This is a genomic window from Dietzia sp. MNB45, assembly GCF_051994785.1.
GTDB lineage: Bacteria > Actinomycetota > Actinomycetes > Mycobacteriales > Mycobacteriaceae > Dietzia > Dietzia kunjamensis.
The window spans coordinates 698,849-717,399 of the sequence record NZ_CP163397.1; the positions used below are offsets into that span (position 1 = coordinate 698,849).

Annotated in this window: 18 protein-coding genes; 10 read left to right on the top strand and 8 right to left on the bottom strand. The window is 69.2% G+C overall.

Annotated features, from left to right (window positions below; genetic code table 11):
• Positions 1–5 precede the first annotated feature (5 nt).
• Positions 6–1,049 (top strand): LLM class F420-dependent oxidoreductase, encoded by a 1,044-nt coding sequence (locus tag AB5G72_RS03430; RefSeq protein ID WP_440221001.1) that lies wholly within the window; start codon positions 6–8, stop codon positions 1,047–1,049.
• 19 nt (positions 1,050–1,068) lie between these two features.
• On the opposite strand, the gene AB5G72_RS03435 is transcribed toward AB5G72_RS03430, so the two are convergent.
• Together AB5G72_RS03435 and kstD are read right to left on the bottom strand one after the other, a co-directional pair.
• Complete coding sequence (locus AB5G72_RS03435; RefSeq protein ID WP_440221002.1) at positions 1,069–1,929, bottom strand: MaoC/PaaZ C-terminal domain-containing protein; 861 nt, start codon at positions 1,927–1,929, stop codon at positions 1,069–1,071.
• 1 nt (position 1,930) lies between these two features.
• On the bottom strand, positions 1,931–3,652 hold the full coding sequence (gene kstD / locus AB5G72_RS03440) for a 3-oxosteroid 1-dehydrogenase (RefSeq protein ID WP_440221003.1): 1,722 nt from the start codon (positions 3,650–3,652) through the stop codon (positions 1,931–1,933).
• Positions 3,653–3,712: 60 nt separating this feature from the next.
• Between kstD and AB5G72_RS03445 the strand changes: the two genes are divergently transcribed.
• The gene (locus AB5G72_RS03445) at positions 3,713–4,498 is read left to right on the top strand and encodes a 2-keto-4-pentenoate hydratase (protein ID WP_440221004.1); all 786 of its coding nucleotides are present in this window, start codon (positions 3,713–3,715) and stop codon (positions 4,496–4,498) included.
• Here AB5G72_RS03445 and AB5G72_RS03450 read toward each other — a convergent pair.
• The gene (locus AB5G72_RS03450) at positions 4,495–5,262 is read right to left on the bottom strand and encodes an IclR family transcriptional regulator (RefSeq protein WP_440221005.1); all 768 of its coding nucleotides are present in this window, start codon (positions 5,260–5,262) and stop codon (positions 4,495–4,497) included. The genes AB5G72_RS03445 and AB5G72_RS03450 overlap by 4 nt on opposite strands.
• Before the next feature lie 113 nt (positions 5,263–5,375).
• Between AB5G72_RS03450 and AB5G72_RS03455 the strand changes: the two genes are divergently transcribed.
• From AB5G72_RS03455 to dmpG, 3 genes are all read left to right on the top strand, one after another.
• Positions 5,376–6,923 carry an HNH endonuclease gene (locus tag AB5G72_RS03455; RefSeq protein WP_440221006.1) on the top strand — a complete coding sequence of 516 codons (1,548 nt, stop codon included), beginning with the start codon at positions 5,376–5,378 and terminating at the stop codon, positions 6,921–6,923.
• Between the two features lie 89 nt (positions 6,924–7,012).
• Positions 7,013–7,930, top strand: a complete 918-nt coding sequence (locus AB5G72_RS03460) for an acetaldehyde dehydrogenase (acetylating) (RefSeq protein WP_154828967.1) — start codon at positions 7,013–7,015, stop codon at positions 7,928–7,930.
• Between the two features lie 5 nt (positions 7,931–7,935).
• The gene (gene dmpG / locus AB5G72_RS03465; protein WP_440221007.1) at positions 7,936–9,000 is read left to right on the top strand and encodes a 4-hydroxy-2-oxovalerate aldolase; all 1,065 of its coding nucleotides are present in this window, start codon (positions 7,936–7,938) and stop codon (positions 8,998–9,000) included.
• 60 nt (positions 9,001–9,060) lie between these two features.
• On the opposite strand, the gene AB5G72_RS03470 is transcribed toward dmpG, so the two are convergent.
• The 4 genes from AB5G72_RS03470 to AB5G72_RS03485 form a co-directional block, all read right to left on the bottom strand.
• Positions 9,061–9,579, bottom strand: coding sequence for a flavodoxin domain-containing protein (locus tag AB5G72_RS03470; protein WP_154828965.1), 519 nt, complete (start codon positions 9,577–9,579; stop codon positions 9,061–9,063).
• Positions 9,580–9,619: 40 nt separating this feature from the next.
• Positions 9,620–10,681 carry a ferredoxin--NADP reductase gene (locus AB5G72_RS03475; protein WP_259822934.1) on the bottom strand — a complete coding sequence of 354 codons (1,062 nt, stop codon included), beginning with the start codon at positions 10,679–10,681 and terminating at the stop codon, positions 9,620–9,622.
• 115 nt (positions 10,682–10,796) lie between these two features.
• Positions 10,797–11,192, bottom strand: a complete 396-nt coding sequence (locus tag AB5G72_RS03480; protein WP_067711766.1) for a hypothetical protein — start codon at positions 11,190–11,192, stop codon at positions 10,797–10,799.
• The gene (locus tag AB5G72_RS03485) at positions 11,192–12,415 is read right to left on the bottom strand and encodes a Rieske 2Fe-2S domain-containing protein (protein ID WP_119192655.1); all 1,224 of its coding nucleotides are present in this window, start codon (positions 12,413–12,415) and stop codon (positions 11,192–11,194) included. Before AB5G72_RS03485 ends, AB5G72_RS03480 begins: the two co-directional genes overlap by 1 nt.
• Before the next feature lie 187 nt (positions 12,416–12,602).
• On the opposite strand from AB5G72_RS03485, the gene hsaA reads away from it, so the two are divergent.
• From hsaA to AB5G72_RS03510, 5 genes are read left to right on the top strand one after another with little or no spacing between them, the layout of a single operon-like run.
• Positions 12,603–13,778 (top strand): 3-hydroxy-9,10-secoandrosta-1,3,5(10)-triene-9,17-dione monooxygenase oxygenase subunit, encoded by a 1,176-nt coding sequence (hsaA, locus tag AB5G72_RS03490; RefSeq protein ID WP_119192656.1) that lies wholly within the window; start codon positions 12,603–12,605, stop codon positions 13,776–13,778.
• Between the two features lie 31 nt (positions 13,779–13,809).
• Positions 13,810–14,712: an iron-dependent extradiol dioxygenase HsaC gene (hsaC, locus tag AB5G72_RS03495; protein ID WP_185951205.1), complete on the top strand. Its 903-nt coding sequence runs from the start codon at positions 13,810–13,812 to the stop codon at positions 14,710–14,712.
• Positions 14,713–14,772: 60 nt separating this feature from the next.
• On the top strand, positions 14,773–15,357 hold the full coding sequence (gene hsaB / locus AB5G72_RS03500) for a 3-hydroxy-9,10-secoandrosta-1,3,5(10)-triene-9,17-dione monooxygenase reductase subunit (RefSeq protein WP_132062675.1): 585 nt from the start codon (positions 14,773–14,775) through the stop codon (positions 15,355–15,357).
• Positions 15,354–16,538 carry a hypothetical protein gene (locus AB5G72_RS03505; protein WP_440221460.1) on the top strand — a complete coding sequence of 395 codons (1,185 nt, stop codon included), beginning with the start codon at positions 15,354–15,356 and terminating at the stop codon, positions 16,536–16,538. The genes hsaB and AB5G72_RS03505 overlap by 4 nt, the downstream gene beginning before the upstream one ends.
• Positions 16,535–17,731 (top strand): sulfotransferase, encoded by a 1,197-nt coding sequence (locus AB5G72_RS03510; RefSeq protein ID WP_185951206.1) that lies wholly within the window; start codon positions 16,535–16,537, stop codon positions 17,729–17,731. The genes AB5G72_RS03505 and AB5G72_RS03510 overlap by 4 nt, the downstream gene beginning before the upstream one ends.
• Here AB5G72_RS03510 and AB5G72_RS03515 read toward each other — a convergent pair.
• Complete coding sequence (locus tag AB5G72_RS03515) at positions 17,728–18,549, bottom strand: inositol monophosphatase family protein (protein WP_440221009.1); 822 nt, start codon at positions 18,547–18,549, stop codon at positions 17,728–17,730. The two genes, AB5G72_RS03510 and AB5G72_RS03515, sit on opposite strands and share 4 nt — an antisense overlap.
• Between the last annotated feature and the right edge of the window lie 2 nt (positions 18,550–18,551).

Consider the following 18,551-nt stretch of genomic DNA (forward strand, 5'->3'; position numbering starts at 1 on the left):
CGCGCATGCGCATCGGAATGGCTCTCAACTACAGCGGCGGATTCGCCGAGACGGCCGCGGAGGCCGCCGACCTCGAGCGGGCGGGACTGGACATCGCGTTCGTCCCCGAGGCCTACTCGTTCGACGCGGTCAGCCAGCTCGGCTACCTCGCGGCCAAGACGTCCACCATGGAGCTGGCCTCGGGCATCCTGCAGATCTACACCCGCACGCCCACGCTCACCGCGATGACCGCGGCGGGCCTGGACTACGTCTCCGACGGTCGCTTCACCCTCGGCCTGGGCGCCTCCGGACCGCAGGTCGTCGAGGGTTTCCACGGCGTGAAGTACGACGCCCCGCTGGCCCGCACACGCGAGATCATCGAGATCTGCCGGAAGGTGTGGCGCCGCGAGAAGGTCGTCCACGACGGAAAGAAGTACCAGATCCCCCTGCCCGCCGATCAGGGCACCGGCCTGGGCAAGCCGCTCAAGCTCATCAACCACCCGGTGCGCGAGGACATCCCGATCATCCTCGCCGCCCTGGGCCCCAAGAACGTCGAGCTCGCGGCCGAGGTCGCGAACGGCTGGCAGCCGCTCTTCTTCCACCCCGAGAAGGCGCACCTGGCCTGGGGCGACGCGCTGGCCCGCGGCAGCGAGAAGCGCGATGCGTCCCTGGGCGAACTCGAGGTCTACGCGGGGCCGGCGCTGGCGATCTGCGAGGACGACGAGGTCCCCGGCTACCTGGACTTCGTGCGCCCGCACCTGGCCCTCTACATCGGTGGCATGGGTGCGCGCGGCAAGAATTTCTACAACGAGCTCGCCTGCCGCTACGGCTACGAGGCCGAGGCCGCCCGGATCCAGGACCTGTACCTGGACGGCAAGAAGGACGAGGCCGCCGCGGCCGTGCCCGACGAACTGGTCCGCTCGGTCTCTCTGATCGGCCCGGCGGGGTACGTGGCCGAGCGCGTCGAGGCGTTCCGCGAGGCCGGCGCCACCACCCTCACCGTCACCCCGATGGCGCTCGACGCCCCGGGTCGCCTCCGGCTGGTGGAGCAGTTCCGCGAGCTCTGCTGAACCGCTCCACCAGCGCCGGTCAGGCGAGGTCGACCACCACGTTCTTTAGCACGGGGGCGTCGTCGCGCTCGGCGACGGTCGCCGCCACGAGCAGGCGCGATCCCTCCTCCCATACCCGGATGCGCATGGTTTCCCCGGGGAAGAAGATGCCGCCGAAGGTCACGCCGTACCCGCCGACGCGTGCGACGTCACCGCCGAGCACCTGATCCACGACCGCCCGCAGGACCAGGCCGTACGAGCACAGGCCGTGGAGGATCGGGCGGGGGAACCCGGCCGTCTCGGCGAACGCGGGATCGGAGTGCAGCGGGTTGCGGTCGCCGCAGAGGCGGTAGAACAGCGCCTGCTGGGGGAGCGTGGCCACCTCGATCGTGTGGTCGGCCTCCCGCTCGGGGTACTCGACCTTCTCGGAGGTCCCGCGATCGCCGCCGAAGCCACCCTCGCCGCGGGCGAAGATGCCCGAGCGCGAGGTCCACAGCTTCTGACCGTCGGCGGAGACCGTCTCGGACTCCTGGATGATCACCGCGGCCGAGCCCTTGTCCTGGATCTCGGCGATCGTCGTCGTCGTCGTCGCCGTTCCGGCCGCCGGGATGGGCCGGTGCAGTCTCACCGACTGGCTGCCGTGGACGACTTTGGCCAGGTCGATCTCCACGCCCGGGAAGGACACGCGGGGGGCCTCGGTGACGTTCATCGTCGCGGCGACGGTGGCGAACGACGGCAGCACCTTGGGCGCCGTGTCGTGAACGTACTCCAGACCGGTGGTGTCCATCGGGTCGGCGGCGGCGCCCACCGACAGGGCGTAGAGCGCCACGTCGGAGGCGGTCCAGGAGAACTCCTGCGAGGGGAGCTCGGCCCCGAGGGCCTTGTCGAGGTCGATCGGCACGTCAGACTCCCGTCGTGGCGGTGGTGGGGGCGGAGGCCAGCATGTTCTCCACGGCGAGGTAGCCGAAGACCATCGCGGGGCCGATGGTGGCGCCCGGGCCGGCGTAGGTGTGGCCCATGACCGGCGAGGAGGCGTTGCCCGCGGCGTAGAGGCCCTCGATCACGGAGCCGTCCTCGCGCAGGACGCGGCCGTGGACGTCGGTGTTCGCGCCGCCCTTGGTGCCGAGGTCACCGGGCACCATCTTGGCGGCGTAGAACGGCGCCTTGCGGACCGGGCCGAGGCTCGGGTTGGGCTTGTTGGTCGGGTCGCCGTAGTAGTGGTCGTAACCCGACTCGCCGCGGCTGAAGTCCTCGTCGACGCCCTTGTCGGCGAAGCCGTTGAACTTCTCGGCGGTCCGCTCGAGCGCCTCCGCCGGCACGCCGATGAGGTCGGCGAGCTCGGCGAGGGTGTCCGCCTTGTGGAAGTTCTCGGTCTCGAGCCACTTCCTGGGCAGCGGCTGCTTGGCCTGCAGACCGGCGAAGAGGTACCTGTTCTTGTACTCCTGGTCGAAGACGATCCAGGCCGGGACGTTCTCGCCGGGCGTCCCCTCCTGCCCGGCGGGTGCCTGTCCGAACTCGCCGCCGTACATCTTGTGGCCGGCCTCGACGTAGGGCAGCGACTCGTTCATGAACCGCTCACCACGGGAGTTGACCATGAACGAGCACGGCAGCGAGCGCTCGGCCAGCGCGAACCAGGGGCCGCGCGGCAGCAGGATCGTCGGACCCCACCAAGCGTCCTCCATGAAGGACAGTGAGGCGCCGGTCTTCTCCATGTACTCGATTCCCTCACCGGTGTTGGCCGCGGCCCCGACCGTCCACGAGGTGGGGATGGGCTGACGCTGGTACTTGTCGCGCATCTCCTGGTTGTGCTCGAAGCCACCGGACCCGATCACCACACCGAGCCGCGCACGGAGGGTCACCTCCTCGCCGCCGCGGGTGACGGTGATGCCCACGACGCGCTCCTGGGTGCCCGAACCCTCGGTGACCAGGCCGGTCATGGGGGTCTCGAGCCACACCGGAACGCCGGCGTCGAGCAGGCCCTTGCGCATCGCGGCGATGAGCGCGCGACCCATCCCCACCGAGTTTTGCCCGCGCGCCTTGGCGAGGAACATCCGGAGGGCGACCCGGATCGAACGCCTGATGCCCTTGGTGTGCGGACGCTGGAGGAGGTTGAGCCAGCGGTAGTCGGACTGCATCACCACCATGTTGACCGGCGCCTTGGCGTAGCCCGGCTCCAGCTTGTCGGCCTCGGACCCGAGCTGGCGGAGGTCGAACGGCTTGGGCTCGACGGACCGGCCGCCGAGACGCCCACCGGGAGCCTCGGGGTAGTAGTCGGAGTAGTCCTTGACCCACTCCAGCCGCAGGGGGCTGTTGGCGAGGACGAAGTCCAGGACCTCGGGACCGCGGTCGACGTAGGTGTCGATCTTCTCGGGCTCCACCGCGTCGCCGATGATCGAGCGGAGGTACGTGCGGGCCGCCTCCGGGGTGTCCAGGACGCCGTCGCGTCGGAGCACGGAGTTGTTAGGGATCCACACGCCGCCGCCGGAGCGCGCGGTGGAGCCTCCGTAGTGCGGGGCCTTCTCTACGAGGACCACGCTGAGGCCCTTCTTTGTTGCAGCGAGGGCGGCCGTCATGCCTGCTCCACCGCTGCCGACGACGACGACGTCGAATTCCTGGTCTGCCATGTAGAACACGTTATAGAACTGAGCGCCGTGGCGCCAGACGGCCCAGGTAGCATCCCCCTCATGCTCAACGAGGAGACCCGCGCCACACTTGCCCAGCGACTCTGGGACGCCGAGTCGGACGTCGCGCCGATCGCGCCGCTGACCGACGACCATCCTGACATGACCCCGGACGACGCCTTCGAGATCCAGCTGGTCAACATCCGCCGCAGGCTCGATGCCGGCGCGGTGGTGACCGGCCACAAGGTGGGCCTGGCGTCCGAGGCGATGCAGGAGATGATGGGCGTCGACGAGCCCGACTACGGGCATCTGCTCGACACGATGGAATACCCCGAGGGCACCGCGATCGAGGCGGCCCGGTTCTGCTTCCCGCGGGTCGAGGTGGAGGTCGGCTTCATCCTGGGCGCCGACATCCCGCCGGAGGGATGTTGCCAGGAGGAGGCCGCCGCGGCGATCGAGTGGGTCGTCCCCTCGATCGAGTTGATCGACTCCCGCATCCGGGACTGGAAGATCACGCTGCCCGACACGATCGCGGACAACGCCTCGTCGTGTGGCTACGTGGTGGGCGAGCAGCGGGTCCGGCTCGCGGACATCGACGTCGCGGCGATCGACGCGACCCTCTACAAGAACGGCGAGTTCCTCGCGTCCGGGCGTTCCGACGCGGTGCTCGGTAACCCGCTCAACTCGGTCGGGTGGCTCGCGTCGACGGTCGCCAAGTTCGGTGTCCGTCTGCGCAAGGGTGACGTGATCCTGCCGGGCACCGCGATCCGCGCGATGGACGCCGCCCCGGGCGACAGCTTCCGCGCCGAGTTCGCCGGGCTTGGCGACGTCACCATGGACTTCCGCTAGGCGTCCGCGGCCAGCGCGCGACCGGCCGCCGCGGCGACGCGGGTGACCAGCGGCTCGAGCCGGGCCAGGGCGCTCTCGTCCGCCGCGCTGGCGGACAACGCGGCGACTGCCCGCGTCCGGCCGGCGTGTTCCTCGTCGTCGTCGTCGTCGAACACCGGCGCCGCCACGCAGTACAGGCCGGGCGTGAGCTCGGCGCGGTCGATCGCGCGTCTCCTCCGTCGTATCTCGGCGAGCTCCACCGCCAGGGCGTCGGGGGAGGTCACAGTGGTGTCCGTCCACTCGACCAACGGCCCCTGCGCCACGCGCTCGGCCGCTGCCTCGTCGAACGCCAGCATCGCCTTTCCCACCCCTGTGCAGTACGCCGGTAGGCCGCCGCCGATCCGCGACGGCGACGGAATCGGCCGCGGCCCGTGCAACTTGTTGAGGTAGACCACCTCGTCGCCGTGCAGGGTGGCCAGGTGAACGGTCGCGCGCGTGGCCTCGAAGAGGTGCGCGAGGAACGGTGTGAGCACCCGGCGGATCCGCTCGTACGCCGGCGAGACCGGGATCGGGTCCAGCTCGTGCACCAACGGCCCCAGCCGGTAGCGCTGCCCGATCCTCGTCACCGCGTCGTTGCGCTCGAGCGCGACCAGGAGCCGCAGCGTCGTGGATTTGGCCAGCCCGGTCTCGCGCGCGATCTCACTGAGCGTCATCCCTATCCCGCCCGCCGTCACGCGTAGCACCTCGAAGGCGCGGTCGACGGGAGAGGAGGGGGGCTCGGTCATGCGGTGAGTGTAGCGCGCGGGTCGGACACCGGAGGCCGGGCGGATCGAACGCTTGCGCTAACGCCTGCAGTGCCGTACTGTCGAACACACGTTCTAAATCGAGCGCGACGGGGGTGGGGGAATTGTCGACGACGAAGTCACTGTTCGCGGTTCCGGAATCCCTGGGCGGGCTCGACTCGACGGCGGTGAGCGAGGCGGCACGGGCCGCGACCCTGGCGCAGAACCGGGCAGGTGCGACCCGGCTGGAGGCGACAGCGGCCCTGGTCGAGCAGATGTCCCGGGCGGATGAGGTCGGCACGGGCGTCGACCGCACCGAAGGGGTCGCCGGGAGCGGTGGTCGTGCACGTCCGGCATACGCACGGTTGGACCCGCAGTCCAGGGCTCGTGACCATCTCGTGGCGGCCTGTCAGCTCACGTGCTGGCACGCCGCGCGTCTGGTCAACGCCGGGGTCCAGATCCATTCGCGGCTCGCGCGACTGCGGGCCTCGGTGGAGCGCGGGGTCGTTCCCGAACAGCTCGTCATCGACATCGCCTGCAAGCTGGCCGAGGTGCCCGACTCGATCATCTCGGACGTGGAGGACGAGGTCGTGGCGGGCATCGTCGACGACCTGGACGGCGGTGACCGGCCGACTCGCAATTCGGTGGACGGCCGGATCGATGAGGCCGTCGGCCGGCTCGACCCGGAGGGCGCCGAGGATGCCCGGGCCCGGGCGGCGCTCACGCGTACGGTCCGGTTCCGGTCGGGCCGGGACGGGATGGCCTCGATGTGGGCGAAGCTGCCTCTGGCCGATGCGGAGTTGCTGCGGGGACGTATCGAGACCGACGCCCGCGCTGCCTCCGGAGACGGGGTGCCCGGCACGCTGGATCAGCTGCGTGCCGACGCTCTCGCGTCCCTCGCCGTGTACGCCCCGGCGCCCGCCCCGGCCCCGGCGCCCGCCGACGCCGGCGGGACGGACTCCGGCCCGGGGGACGGCGGATCGATCGAGCTGGGTGAGGTCACCGTGGGTGCGGACATGCCCAGGCCGTCGCTCGGTAACGCCGCCGCAGCCGGCCGGCCGATCCGGGTGAGCGTGATCGCCGCGGCCGCGCAGGGGCTGCCCAACCGCGTGGAGTTCGTGCACGGCGCATACAGCAGTTACTCCTGGTTGTGCCAGCAGTTGCTGGAGGGCGACGACGCACGCGTGCGGTTCGAACTCGTCGACCCCGCCCCCGGCGTGCTCGACTCCCCGGAACACGCCCTGCGCTACCTGATCACCCCCGCGATGGCGGAGCGCATCCGCATGCGCGACGGCACCTGCCGCCACCCGGGGTGTTCGGTTCCCGCGGAGGACTGTGACGTGGACCATGTGATCGCGTTCAACACGAAGGACCCCGAACTCGGCGGGCCGACCACCGAGTGGAACCTCGTCTGCCTGTGTCGGAAACACCACCGGGAGAAGACGTTCGGGACCAACGCCTACAGGCCCGGCCCACTCGGCGAGCTGATCATCCTCACCGACACCGGACACCAACACCGCACCAGACCCAAGGGCCCCTTGGCCCGTGCGCGCGACGCCATACGGGAACGCGAGTGGAACGCCTTCGCCGACCGGCTCATCAGCGCAGACGGTCACCTCACGAACCCTCCGGGCGCGGCCCGGGCGCGCGCACGGCCGGCCTGAGTGTCGGCGTGCACCGCCCTGGAGTGCCGCGATTTCACTGAGTGGCACAACCTGTTGTCGCACGAGCCCGCCCGCGCGACACTTCCGTCATGACAGACAAGACCAAGCTCACCGCCGCGATCGTGGGGTCCGGCAACATCGGCACCGACCTCATGTACAAGCTCGAGCGCAGCGAGTACATCGAACCCAAGTGGATGATCGGCATCGACGCCGAGTCCGAGGGCATGAAGCGCGCCGCCGACCACGGCCTCACCTGCATGGCGGGCGGCGCCGACGAACTGCTCACCTCCATCGAAGCCGGTGGCGAGAAGCCCGACCTGCTGTTCGAGGCCACCAGCGCGTACGTGCACAAGGCCTACGCGCCCAAGTACGAAGAGGCCGGCATCATCGCCATCGACCTCACCCCGGCCGCGGTCGGCCCGATGGTCATCCCGCCGGCGAACCTCCACGAGCACGTCGACGCCCCCAACCACAACATGGTCACCTGCGGCGGCCAGGCCACCATCCCGATGGTCCACGCCGTGTCCTCGGTTGTGCCCGTGGAATACGCCGAGATCGTCGCCTCCGTGTCATCCGAGTCGGCCGGCCCGGGCACCCGCGCCAACATCGACGAGTTCACCGAGACCACCAAGCTGGCGATCGAGAAGGTCGGCGGCGCCAAGCGCGGCAAGGCCATCATCATCCTCAACCCGGCCGAGCCGCCGATGATCATGCGCGACACGATCTTCTGCGCCATCCCCGAGGATGCGGACCACGACCTCATCACCACCGCCATCCGCACGCGGGAGAAGGAGATCCAGGAGTACGTGCCGGGTTACCGCCTACTCCAGGAGCCGCAGTTCGACCCTCCCACCGAGATCACCGGCGGTATGGCCCGCGTCGCGATCTTCGTCGAGGTCGAGGGCGCCGGAGACTTCCTGCCGCCGTACGCCGGCAACCTCGACATCATGACCGCCGCCGCCACCAAGGTCGGCGAGGACATCGCCAAGACCAAGCTCGGAGTGTGACAGACATGGATACGACCAACCCGCACAACGCCCACGCCCGCGCCTATAGCGCCGAGCTCGACATCCGCATCACCGACTCCTCGCTCCGCGACGGTTCGCACCACAAGCGGCACCAGTTCTCCGTCGAGGACGTTCGCAACGTCGTCGCCGCGCTTGACGGCGCCGGAGTCCCGGTCATCGAGGTCACGCACGGAGACGGACTCGGCGGCGCGTCGTTCAACTACGGTTTCGCCAAGTCGTACGACCAGGAACTGATCAAGGCGGCGGCCGAGACGGCCACGCAGGCCAAGATCGCGTTCCTCACGCTGCCCGGCCTCGGAATCAAGGACGACATCCTCAAGGCCCGCGACAACGGCGGGTCGATCTGCCGCGTCGCCACCCACTGCACCGAGGCCGACGTCTCGATCCAGCACTTCGGCTACGCCCGCGACCTCGGCCTGGAGACCGTGGGCTTCCTCATGATGAGCCACACCCAGCCGCCGGAGGTGCTCGCGAAGCAGGCCCGGATCATGGCCGACGCCGGCTGCCAGTGCGTCTACATCGTCGACTCGGCGGGGGCGCTCGTCATGGACCAGGTCTCCGACCGCGTCTCGGCTCTCGTCGCCGAGCTCGGTGACGACGCCCAGGTCGGCTTCCACGGCCACGAGAACCTCGACATCGGCGTGGGCAACTCCATCATGGCCATCCGCGCGGGCGCCCAGCAGATCGACGGCTCCACCCGTCGGTTCGGCGCCGGCGCGGGCAACACGCCCGTCGAGGCACTGGTCGGCGTGTGCGACAAGCTCGGCATCACCACCGGCGTCGACTTCTTCAAGATCGCCGACGCCGCGGAGGACGTGGTGCGCCCGCTCATGCCGAGCGAGTGCGTCGTCGACCGCCAGGCCATGATGCTCGGCTACGCCGGCTGCTACTCGTCCTTCATGAAGCACGCCGAGGGCCACGCGCGGCGGTACGACGTGCCGGCCTCGGAGATCCTCCTCCGCGCCGGTGAGCGTCGACTCGTGGGCGGCCAGGAGGACCAGCTCATCGACATCGCGCTGGAGATCCAGAAGGAGCGGGCCAACGCCTGATCCTCCCGGCCTGCAGCCGCGCGCCCCGGATGACCCCCGGAGTGCGCGGCTGCTGGCGGTTCAGGGGGCGGTGTCGCTGCCGTCCGCCCAGGCCACGACCGGGTCGAGGGCCGTCTCGTCGACGAAGTGCAGGGGCTCGCCGGACAACAGCATCCGCGCGGCGGGCGTGTCGGGGGTCCTGCGCAACTGGCGGCGGAGCGCGGCCATGAGGGTGCGGTCGACCCAGTTGAGCCGGGCTGGGTCGAGGTCCCCTCGGACGTGGAAGGTGGTGACGGCCCGGCCGGTGGCGGTGATCAGGCGGGCGGAGAGGGAGCCGCGCCCGGGGTCGTCCGCGGGGGAGAGTGCGACGACGACGAGGGCGACCCGCCCGGGAGCCGAGCGGATAGCCCGGATGATCCGACGTCGCCCGAGGATCCGGGTCGCGTAGACGGGCGCGAGCAGGATCAGCGGGTCGGCGTCGGATGCGGGGGCGAGGTCGGCGAGCTCGACCGCGGGCGCGCCGAGTCGCCTCCCGAGCGCGGTGGCGTAGCGCCGGGTGGAGCCGTACCTGGAGGTGAAGGCGACGACGGGGCTGGTCACGCCACCGAGTCTGCCAGCCCCGGCTGGATTCCGAGCGTGCTCACTCGGAGTACGACACCTCGACGCGGTCGGTCTTGGGGAGGAGTTGGCAGCTCAGGACGTACCCCTCTTCCACTTCTTCGGGGTCGAGGATCCCGTTGTGCATCATCTCGACCTCACCGGACTTGAGGATGCAGGCGCACGCCGAGCACTCGCCCTTCCGGCAGGAGAACGGTGCCTTGATCCCCTTGGAGAGCAGGACGTCGAGGAGCGGGGTCTTGCGGGGCCAGGAGACCTCGTGGACCTCGTCGTCGAGCTCGACGATCGCGGTCGCCGGGCCGGCGCCGTCCTCGTCGGCCGACTCGTCGATGACGATCTCGGCGAACGGATCGCCCTCGATCGAGGAGAACACCTCGGTGTGGATGAGGTGCATGTCGGCGCCCGAGCGGCGGAGCCCGTCCTTGACGGTCTCCATGAACGGCGCCGGTCCGCAGATGTAGGAGTGCCGCTTGGTCGCGACGGGCTGGAGGAGGTTGCCGATCATCTCCGCGGTGGGGATGCCGGAGACCGACTCGAGCCAGTGGAGAACGGTGAGGCGGTCGGGGTTCTCCCGCTGGAGGCGCTGCAGCTCGTCCTTGAAGATGACCGACTTCTCGTCGCGGTTCGCATAAACCATGACGATGTGGCCGGTGCCCTGGGCGAGGGCCGACTTGAGGATCGACATCACGGGGGTCACGCCCGAACCCGCGGCCAGGAGGATGAAGTCTTGGTCGAGATTCTTGGGCGTGAAGATGCCGGACGGGGCGAGCACGTGCATGCTCATACCGGCCTCGGCGTTGTCGCACAGCCAGTTGGACCCGTATCCGTCGATCGTGCGCTTGACGGTCACCTTGAGCCGGGCGTCCTCGGTGGGGGAGCTCGACAGGGAGTAGCAGCGCGCGACGGATCCGGTCCGCTCACTGGGAACTCGCAGGGTGAGGAACTGTCCGGGGGTGTACCGGAAGTCGTCCTCGCAACCGGCGGGGATGTCGAAGACGATCGACTTGGCGTCGGCGGTCTCCTCGATCACCTCGGCGATCGTGAGCTCGCGCACGAAGGAGCCGAGCGGGGGAGTTTCGGTCATAGATCGGGAGCCTATCGCTTGGATACGCGCGGACGGGTTTCTGCGCACTGTCCCAGACGACGGCGACCTCCTCCGGGCTGTTCTCGCCTCGGGGAAGTCGCCGGACGTCGGGGTGTTACTCGGGGACGTAGAGCGGGTTCACCATGTGCTCGTCGTCGGCCGGGTCGACGCCCTCGGCGATGGTCAGCAGACCCTCGGCGTAGGCGTAGCGGATGCTCGCGAGCATCCGGGGGCACGTGTCCTCGCCATCGGGCCGTGCACCACCCTCGCGCCACTCGTTGAGGACTGGGCAGTTACGGTCGCCGCCCTCCGTCCACTGGATCGAGGTGTGCTTCTCGCTGTTCTTGCGCACGGCCACGCTGGTGCCACAACTGCGGCACTCGACGGGCTGGAAGCCGGCCCGCGTGTAGGTCTCGCGATCCAGGTCGGTGTACTCGTGGAGCCGCGCGGCGCGCGCCGGGTCGGTCTCGTCCCAGGTGGGCGCGCGCCGCGAATCGTTCTTCTTGAACATCAGTTCTTCGACGGGGCCGCGCCCGCCTCGCCGGCGACCTCGGCCATGCCGGTGTACTGGGTCTGCTCGTCGGAGATCTCCGCCTCGCCCGCCGCCTGCTTGCGCATGTTCTCGGCGACCTCGCTCTCCCAGTACTGGTTGGCCGCGGTGGTGTCGACCTCGAACTCGAAACGCTCCTGCATCTCGGGCTCGACCTTGTCGCGGTCCACGTAGAACTGCTCGTACCAGCGGCGGAGCTGGTAGACGGGGCCGTCCTCCTCGCAGAGGAGGGGGTTGGCGATCGAGGACTTGCGCTGCCAGATCCGGACGTCCTGGAGGAAGCCCTCGCCGAAGAAGGTCGCGATCTTCGCCGCCATCTTCGCCGACGTCTCGTCGTCGAAGCCCTGCGGCTTCTTCACCGAGAGTCCGTACATGAGCACGAACGAGTTCTGGTCGATCGGGTAGTGGCAGTTGATGAGGATCGCGTCGGTGACGAAGTCGCCGTACATCTGCTTGAGGGGGTTGATCATGTACGCGGGGCCGAAGTACGAGGCCTCGGACTCCAGGAGGGTGTCGCCGTACTTGCCGCCGGACGGGTCGTGGTCCGGACGGCCCTTGGTGTTGAGGTACTGGGTCGCCGTCTGGCCCTCGAAGACGTTCTTGAAGTACGTCGGGAACGCGAAGTGGATGTAGTAGAAGTGGGCCATGTCGACGACGTTGTCGACGATCTCCATGCAGTTGGAGCCCTCGATGACGAGGCGGTTCCACTCCCAGTCGGTCCACTCACCGGTGTCGTACTCGGCGATCACCGGGATGGCGTCCTCCTCGAGGGGCGGGTTGCCCTCGTGGTCGTGCCAGACGAAGACCTGGCCGGACTGGACGTTGGTGATCCACGCGCGGGTCTTGGCGCGCAGGGGTACGCGCTTGGCGTAGGGGATGCCCTTGCACTTGCCGTCGCCACCCCAGCGCCAGTCGTGGAACGGGCACGCGATGTTGCCGTCCTTGATCGAGCCGTCGGACAGGTCGCCGCCCAGGTGGCGGCAGTACGCGTCGAGGACCTTGATCTCGCCCTCGTCGTCGGCCCACACCACGAGCTTGGTGCCGAAGGCGTGGATGGAGTGGGGCTTGCCGTCGGAGAACTCCTTGACGGTGCCGATGCAGTGCCAGCCGCGTGCATATCGATCCCGGGCCTTGCCGGTATCGATCTCGCGGACGGCTCCGGGGGCTGAGCCGGGTGCGGTCATGATTCCTCCTGAGGGGCGTGAGCCGGATGAGAACAGGTTATAGAATGGGCGGGCAGGCCACAACCAGGGTGCGTAAGTGCTGGCACAGGGTGCCAGAAGCTCTTGCCCGGCGGCGGTTGCCTGGTGCAAAACTGTAACGTGTTCTAGTCTAGTCCGCATCACCCCCACGAACGCCAGAGAGGTTCACATGAGCGAGTACGCCTCCCACGAGGTCATCGACCGCATCACGGCTCTGCTGCCCGGTTTCGCCGAGCGGGCCCAGGAGACGGAGGACCTGCGCAAGGTCCATCCCCAGAACATCGCGGAACTCGACGAGGCCGGCTTCTTCAAGCTGTGCCAGCCGGCCCAGTGGGGCGGGTACGAGGCGGACATGGAGACCTTCTACACCGCTGTCAAGACCATCGCGACGGCGTGCCCGTCCACCGGGTGGTGCGCGAGCATCCTCGGCATCCACAACTGGCACCTCGCGCTCTTCCCGCAGCAGGCGCAGGAGGACGTGTGGGGCGAGGACCCGACGGTGCGGATCTCGTCCTCGTACGCGCCGATGGGTGCGGCGAAGAAGACCGCCGACGGGTTGGTGCTCAACGGCAAGTGGTCCTGGTCCTCGGGTTCCGACCACGCCGACTGGGTCTTCGTGGGCGGCCCGGTGCTCGACGACAACGGCAAGATGGTCGACTTCTGCACGTTCCTGGTCGAGAAGTCCCAATACGAGATCCTCGATGTCTGGCACGTCGCCGGGCTCAAGGGCACCGGCTCCAACGACATCCTGGTCAAGGACGCACTCATCCCGGAGCACCGCGTACTGTCCTTCGGTCTCATGGCGGCCACCAAGAGCCCCGGGCTCGAGGTCAACACCAACCCCATCTACAAGATGCCGTGGGGCACCATCCACCCCACCACCATCTCGACGCCGATCGTCGGCATGGCGTTCGGCTGCTACGAGGTGCACCGCGGGCACCAGCGTGAGCGCGTGCGCGCCGCGTTCGGCACCGCGGTCAAGGACGATCCGTTCGCCAAGGTGCGCCTGGCCGAGGCGGCCGGTGACATCGACGCGGCGTGGCTGCAGCTCATGCGCAACGTGCGCGAGGAGCAGGACATCATCACCGCCGGCGGGTACCCGGACATGGAGCTCCGCACGCGCGCCCGCCGCGATCAGGTCCGGGCCACGCAGCGGTCGATCGACGCCATCGGTCTGCTGTTCCAGAACTCCGGGGCCCGCGCCCTGGAGGAGACCTCGCCGATCCAGCGATTCTGGCGGGATGCCAACGCCGGGCGGGTCCACGCCGCCAACGAGGCCACCAAGGCGTACATCATGTATGGGCAGAACGAGTTCGGCGAAAAGGTCACCGACTCGATGGTCTGATCCACCTCACGGATCGAAAGGACTCACAATTATGGCGATCAGCAATTTCGGGTATGTCCGGGTTTTCGCCACGGACATGGCCGCCTGGCACGAGTACGGCACGAAGGTGCTGGGTTTCGTGGAGGGATCGGGCGACGATCCCGAGTCGCTCTACTTCCGCATGGACGATCATCCGCACCGGTGGATCATCGTCCCCGGCGAGGAGGACACGCTCTCCGCGGTGGGCTGGGAGTGTGCGAACGAGGGCGAGTTCGAGGACGTCAAGCGGCGCCTCGACGCGGCCGGTGTGCCCTGGGAGGACGCCCCGGCCGAGGTGGCGCGCGACCGCAAGGTGCGGGGGCTGATCACCTGTCAGGACCCGGCCGGGTTCACGCTGGAGATCTACCACACCATCGCGCTGCAGCACCGTCGCATCCCGACGCCGTACGGGCACGAGTTCGTCACCGGCGACCAGGGTGCGGGCCACATCGTCCTGTCCACCCCGGACGAGACCGCGGCGCTCGAGTTCTACCGTGACGTCCTGGGGTTCACGCTGCGTGACTCGATGAGCCTGCCGCCGGAGATCGTGGGCCGACCGGCCGACGGCGAGCCCGCGTGGCTGCGGTTCCTCGGCTGCAACCCGCGGCACCACTCGCTGGCGTTCACCCCGTTCCCCAACCCGACCGGGATCATCCACCTGATGGTCGAGGTCGGCACCGCGGACGACGTGGGGCTGGCGCTGGACCGGGCGACGCGTAAGAAGGTGAGGATGTCGGCCTCGCTCGGCCGGCACGTCAACGACAAGATGCTGAGCTTCTACATGAAGACGCCCGGAGGCTTCGACTGCGAGTACGGCTGTGAGGGCGTGCAGGTCGAGGACGACGAGAAATGGGTGGCGCGTGAGTCGACGGCCGTGAGCCTGTGGGGCCACGACTTCTCCGTCGGGTTCAAGTAGCCGCCTAGGCTGGGCCTTGCAGACAGTTCGCGAGCCGAAAGTCCAGGGAGGACAACCCACATGAGCAGCACCGACGAGAGCCCGGAGGGCCAGTCCTTCAGCAGCCGTGAACTTCGTGACGCACTGGGGCAGTTCTGTACGGGGATCACCGTCATCACCGCTGTCGAGGACGACAAGCCGGTGGGTTTCGCCTGCCAGTCGTTCTCGGCCCTGTCGCTCGAGCCGCCGTTGGTGCTGTTCTGCCCGATGAAGACCTCGGGTTCGTGGAAGGGGATCGAGAAGGCGGGACGGTTCGTGGTGAACATCCTGTCCGAGGACCAGGAGGACGTCTCCTCGACGTTCGGTCGCCGCGGTGACGACAAGTTCGCGCAGATCGACTGGTCGCCCAGCCCGCTGGGGTCGCCGGTGATCGAGGGCGTCATGGCGTGGCTGGACTGCGAGATCGACCAGGTCCTCGACGGCGGCGATCACTGGATCGTGCTGGGGCGGGTCGACAACCTCGGCCCGACCAAGCGCGACATCCGCCCGTTGCTGTTCTACCGCGGTGCCTACCTCAGCATCGAGGAGGACGTGGTCGACCCGACGCCCGAGCAGGAGGAGTTGGAGAACTTCATCACCTCCGCCGACTCCTACACGTGGCTGTGAGCGGCGTGACGGGACCGCTGGCGGGTGCGCTGGCGGAGGCGGAGGAGATCATCCGCTCGGCGCCGCACGTCCACACCGAGGAGGACGTCGCGGAGGGCCTGGACTACCTGCTGGGGACCATCCGGGGGGCCATCGAGACCGGCCAGCACCGCGGGCGAAGTCACCCACAGCTGTTCCAGGCCACGGGCCCGTACACCAAGATGGGCCTGGACAACCCGGACACGCTGTACTTCTACGCCAACCTCACCGACGGCGCCGAGTACGAGATCGAGGGTCGGCGCGGTACCACCGCGGACCTGTCGTTCCAGGTCATGGCCGGGACGTATTCGGCCGACGAGCGCGCCGCGTCGCACGCGGCGTTCGACGACCGTGCCTTGGAGATCGACGCCGACGGCCGGTATCGCTTCCGATTGGGACCGGCGAGGTACGACGACGACGAGGGCGACGCCGGCTACGTGGTGCTCCACCCGGGATCGTCCATGATCGCGGTCCGCGAGGTGTACTCCGACTGGAGCCGTGAGGAGGCCGGGTCGGCGATCATCCGCAGACTCGACACGGTCGGCACCGCACCGGAGCCGGTGACGCTCGCCGGGCAGGAGAAGTTCTACGCCAAACTCGCCGAGGCGCTCGTCGGGCGGCTGCGGACGTGGCTGGCGTTCCCGGAGTGGTTCTTCGGCGACCAGGCCCGCAACACGCTGAACGAACCGCGGCAGACGCCGGGTGGGCTCACCACGCAGTTCTCGTCCGCGGGCGTCTTCGAGCTCGGTCCGGACGAGGCCATGGTGATCTCTGTGCCCGTCGCCGGGGTGCCCTACCAGGGCTTCCAGCTGGGCAGCATGTGGTACGCCTCGCTGGAGTACGTGCACCATCAGACCAGTCTCACCGCCGACCAGGCGCACGTCACCTCCGACGGACTGATCCATCTGGTGGTCTCCGGGCGCGACCCGGGGCTGGCCAACTGGGTCGAGACGCTGGGCCGCCGCGAGGGCATCATGCAGTTCCGTTGGCAGCGGGTGGGAGATCCCATCACACCGGAGCTGGGCCCCACCGTGAAGGTGGTGCCGTTCGAGCGGCTCGCCGATGAGGTGCCCGGGTACGAGGAGTTGCGGGTGACGCCGGAGCAGTGGCGCGAGCGGATCGCCGCCCGTCAGGACGCGTTCGCCCGGAGGGGGCTCTCATGACCGTCTCGGCCGGAGGCGACACCGACCGTGTGCATGTCGGCACCGTCGAGGACCTGCACGCCAGCGCCTCGCGCACGGTCGGACTCGAGGACTTCGGCGACGGCGAGGACGGGCACCGCGAGGCGCTGGGGATCCTGCTGGACTCCCTGCACTCCGACGCGGGCCTGACCCCGGCCGGCAGCAAGTACTGGCGGTCGGTCCTCAAGAGCGCGCTCACCGCCCGGTTGCTGGCGAACGCGGGATTCTCAGCGGACCCGGCCGGGGCGGAGGTGGCGATCGAGCGTCCCGTCGTCGTCACCGGGTTGCCCCGCACCGGCACCACGGCGCTGCACCGGCTCCTGGGCGCGGACCCCGCCAACCAGGGGCTCGAACTGTGGTTGACCGAGGTGCCGCAGCCGCGGCCGCCGCGCGAGAAGTGGGAGGACGACCCCGCCTACGTCGGTCTACGGGACCTGTACTCCGGCTTCATGGCGGAGAACCCCGACTACGGCGGCGTGCACTACATCTCCGCGGACGACCTCGAGGAGTGCTGGCAGTTGCTGCGGCAGTCGCTCACGTCGGCGTCGTACGAGTGCCTGGCCCGGCTCGACGGCTACTCGCAGTGGCTGGCCGGCGCCGACTGGGTGCCCGCGTACCGGCGGCACAAGCGGAACCTCCAGCTCATCGGGGCGAATGATCCCGAGCGACGCTGGGTGCTCAAGAACCCGAGTCACCTGTTCGCCCTCGACGCGTTGCTCGAGGTCTACCCCGACGCGGTCGTGGTGCAGACGCATCGCGATCCGCGCAAGTCAATGGCGTCGATGTGCTCGCTCGCCCACAAGACCGCCGCGGAATGGTCCACGCGGTTCATCCCGGAGTACATAGGTGAGTCACAGTTGGACTTCTGGGCGCGGGGCGTCGAGACCTTCGACGCCGCCCGCGCGCGGCACGAGGCGGACCCGACGTCACGGGCGACGTTCGTCGACGTCGATCATCATGAGCTGCTGGCAGATCCGGCCGGCGTGGTGGAGCGCGTCTACGCCGCCGTCGGCACGGAGCTGCCGGAGGACGTGCGCGCGGGCGTGGTGGCCGAGAACGACAAGAGCCTGTCCGGCGACCGCGCCCCCGCGCACCGCTACACGCTCGCCGACTACGGACTCAGCGAGGAGCGGATCGCGGAGCGGTTCGCCGGATACCGCGGCCTGGAGCGCTAGAGGTATCTGCGGACCGCGTCGATGATCGTCTCGGTCACGTCCTGCGTGCACACCAGCAGGTCCGGGAACTCGATCTGCTCGGTGTTGTAGACCAGCTCGGAGCCGTCCAGGGCGCTGGCGTGCAGGCCGCGTTGCTGCACCACGCCCACAGTGGCGGCGGAGTCCCACTGGTGGTGACCGCTGGTGTGGATGTACGCGTCGCACTCACCTTCGAGCACGGTGGCGGTCTTGCCGCCGCCGGATCCGAGGTGGACCAGGGAGGCATCGAGCTCCTCGGCGAGTTCCTCGGCGAACGCGGGAGGCTCGGCCTCGGAGACGGCGATGCGCAGGCGGTCGTCCTCGCGGGGCGGCACCAGCGGTCCGGGCCGGGGGCCGCGGATGATCGACGTGGGTTGATAGGTGGTGGCGCCGCGCCCGGTGAGGACCCGGCCGTAGGCGGGCATGGCGATCGCGCACGCGGTGATGCCGCCGACACCCTCGGGGTCCTTCTCCCACAGGGCCACGTGGACGGCCCAGTCGGGGCGGCCCTCGGTCACGTAGGAGCGCACTCCGTCGAGGGGATCGACGAACCACACGCGGTCGGCCTCCAGCCGGGCGCGGGAGTCGGGGTCCCACTCGCCGAACACGAGGTCGCCGGGCCTCGCCACGGCCAGTCGGTCGATGATGACGGACTGCGCCTCGGCCTCCGCGAACGCACCGAGATCCTCCGGCGCCACCCGTGAGACCCGCAGGTCGGTGAGCAGGCGACCGGCCTGGGCCGCGAGGTCCTCGGCCGACCGCTGGTCGTTGGTCCGTCCGTGCGCGGGGAAGGGGCTCATGC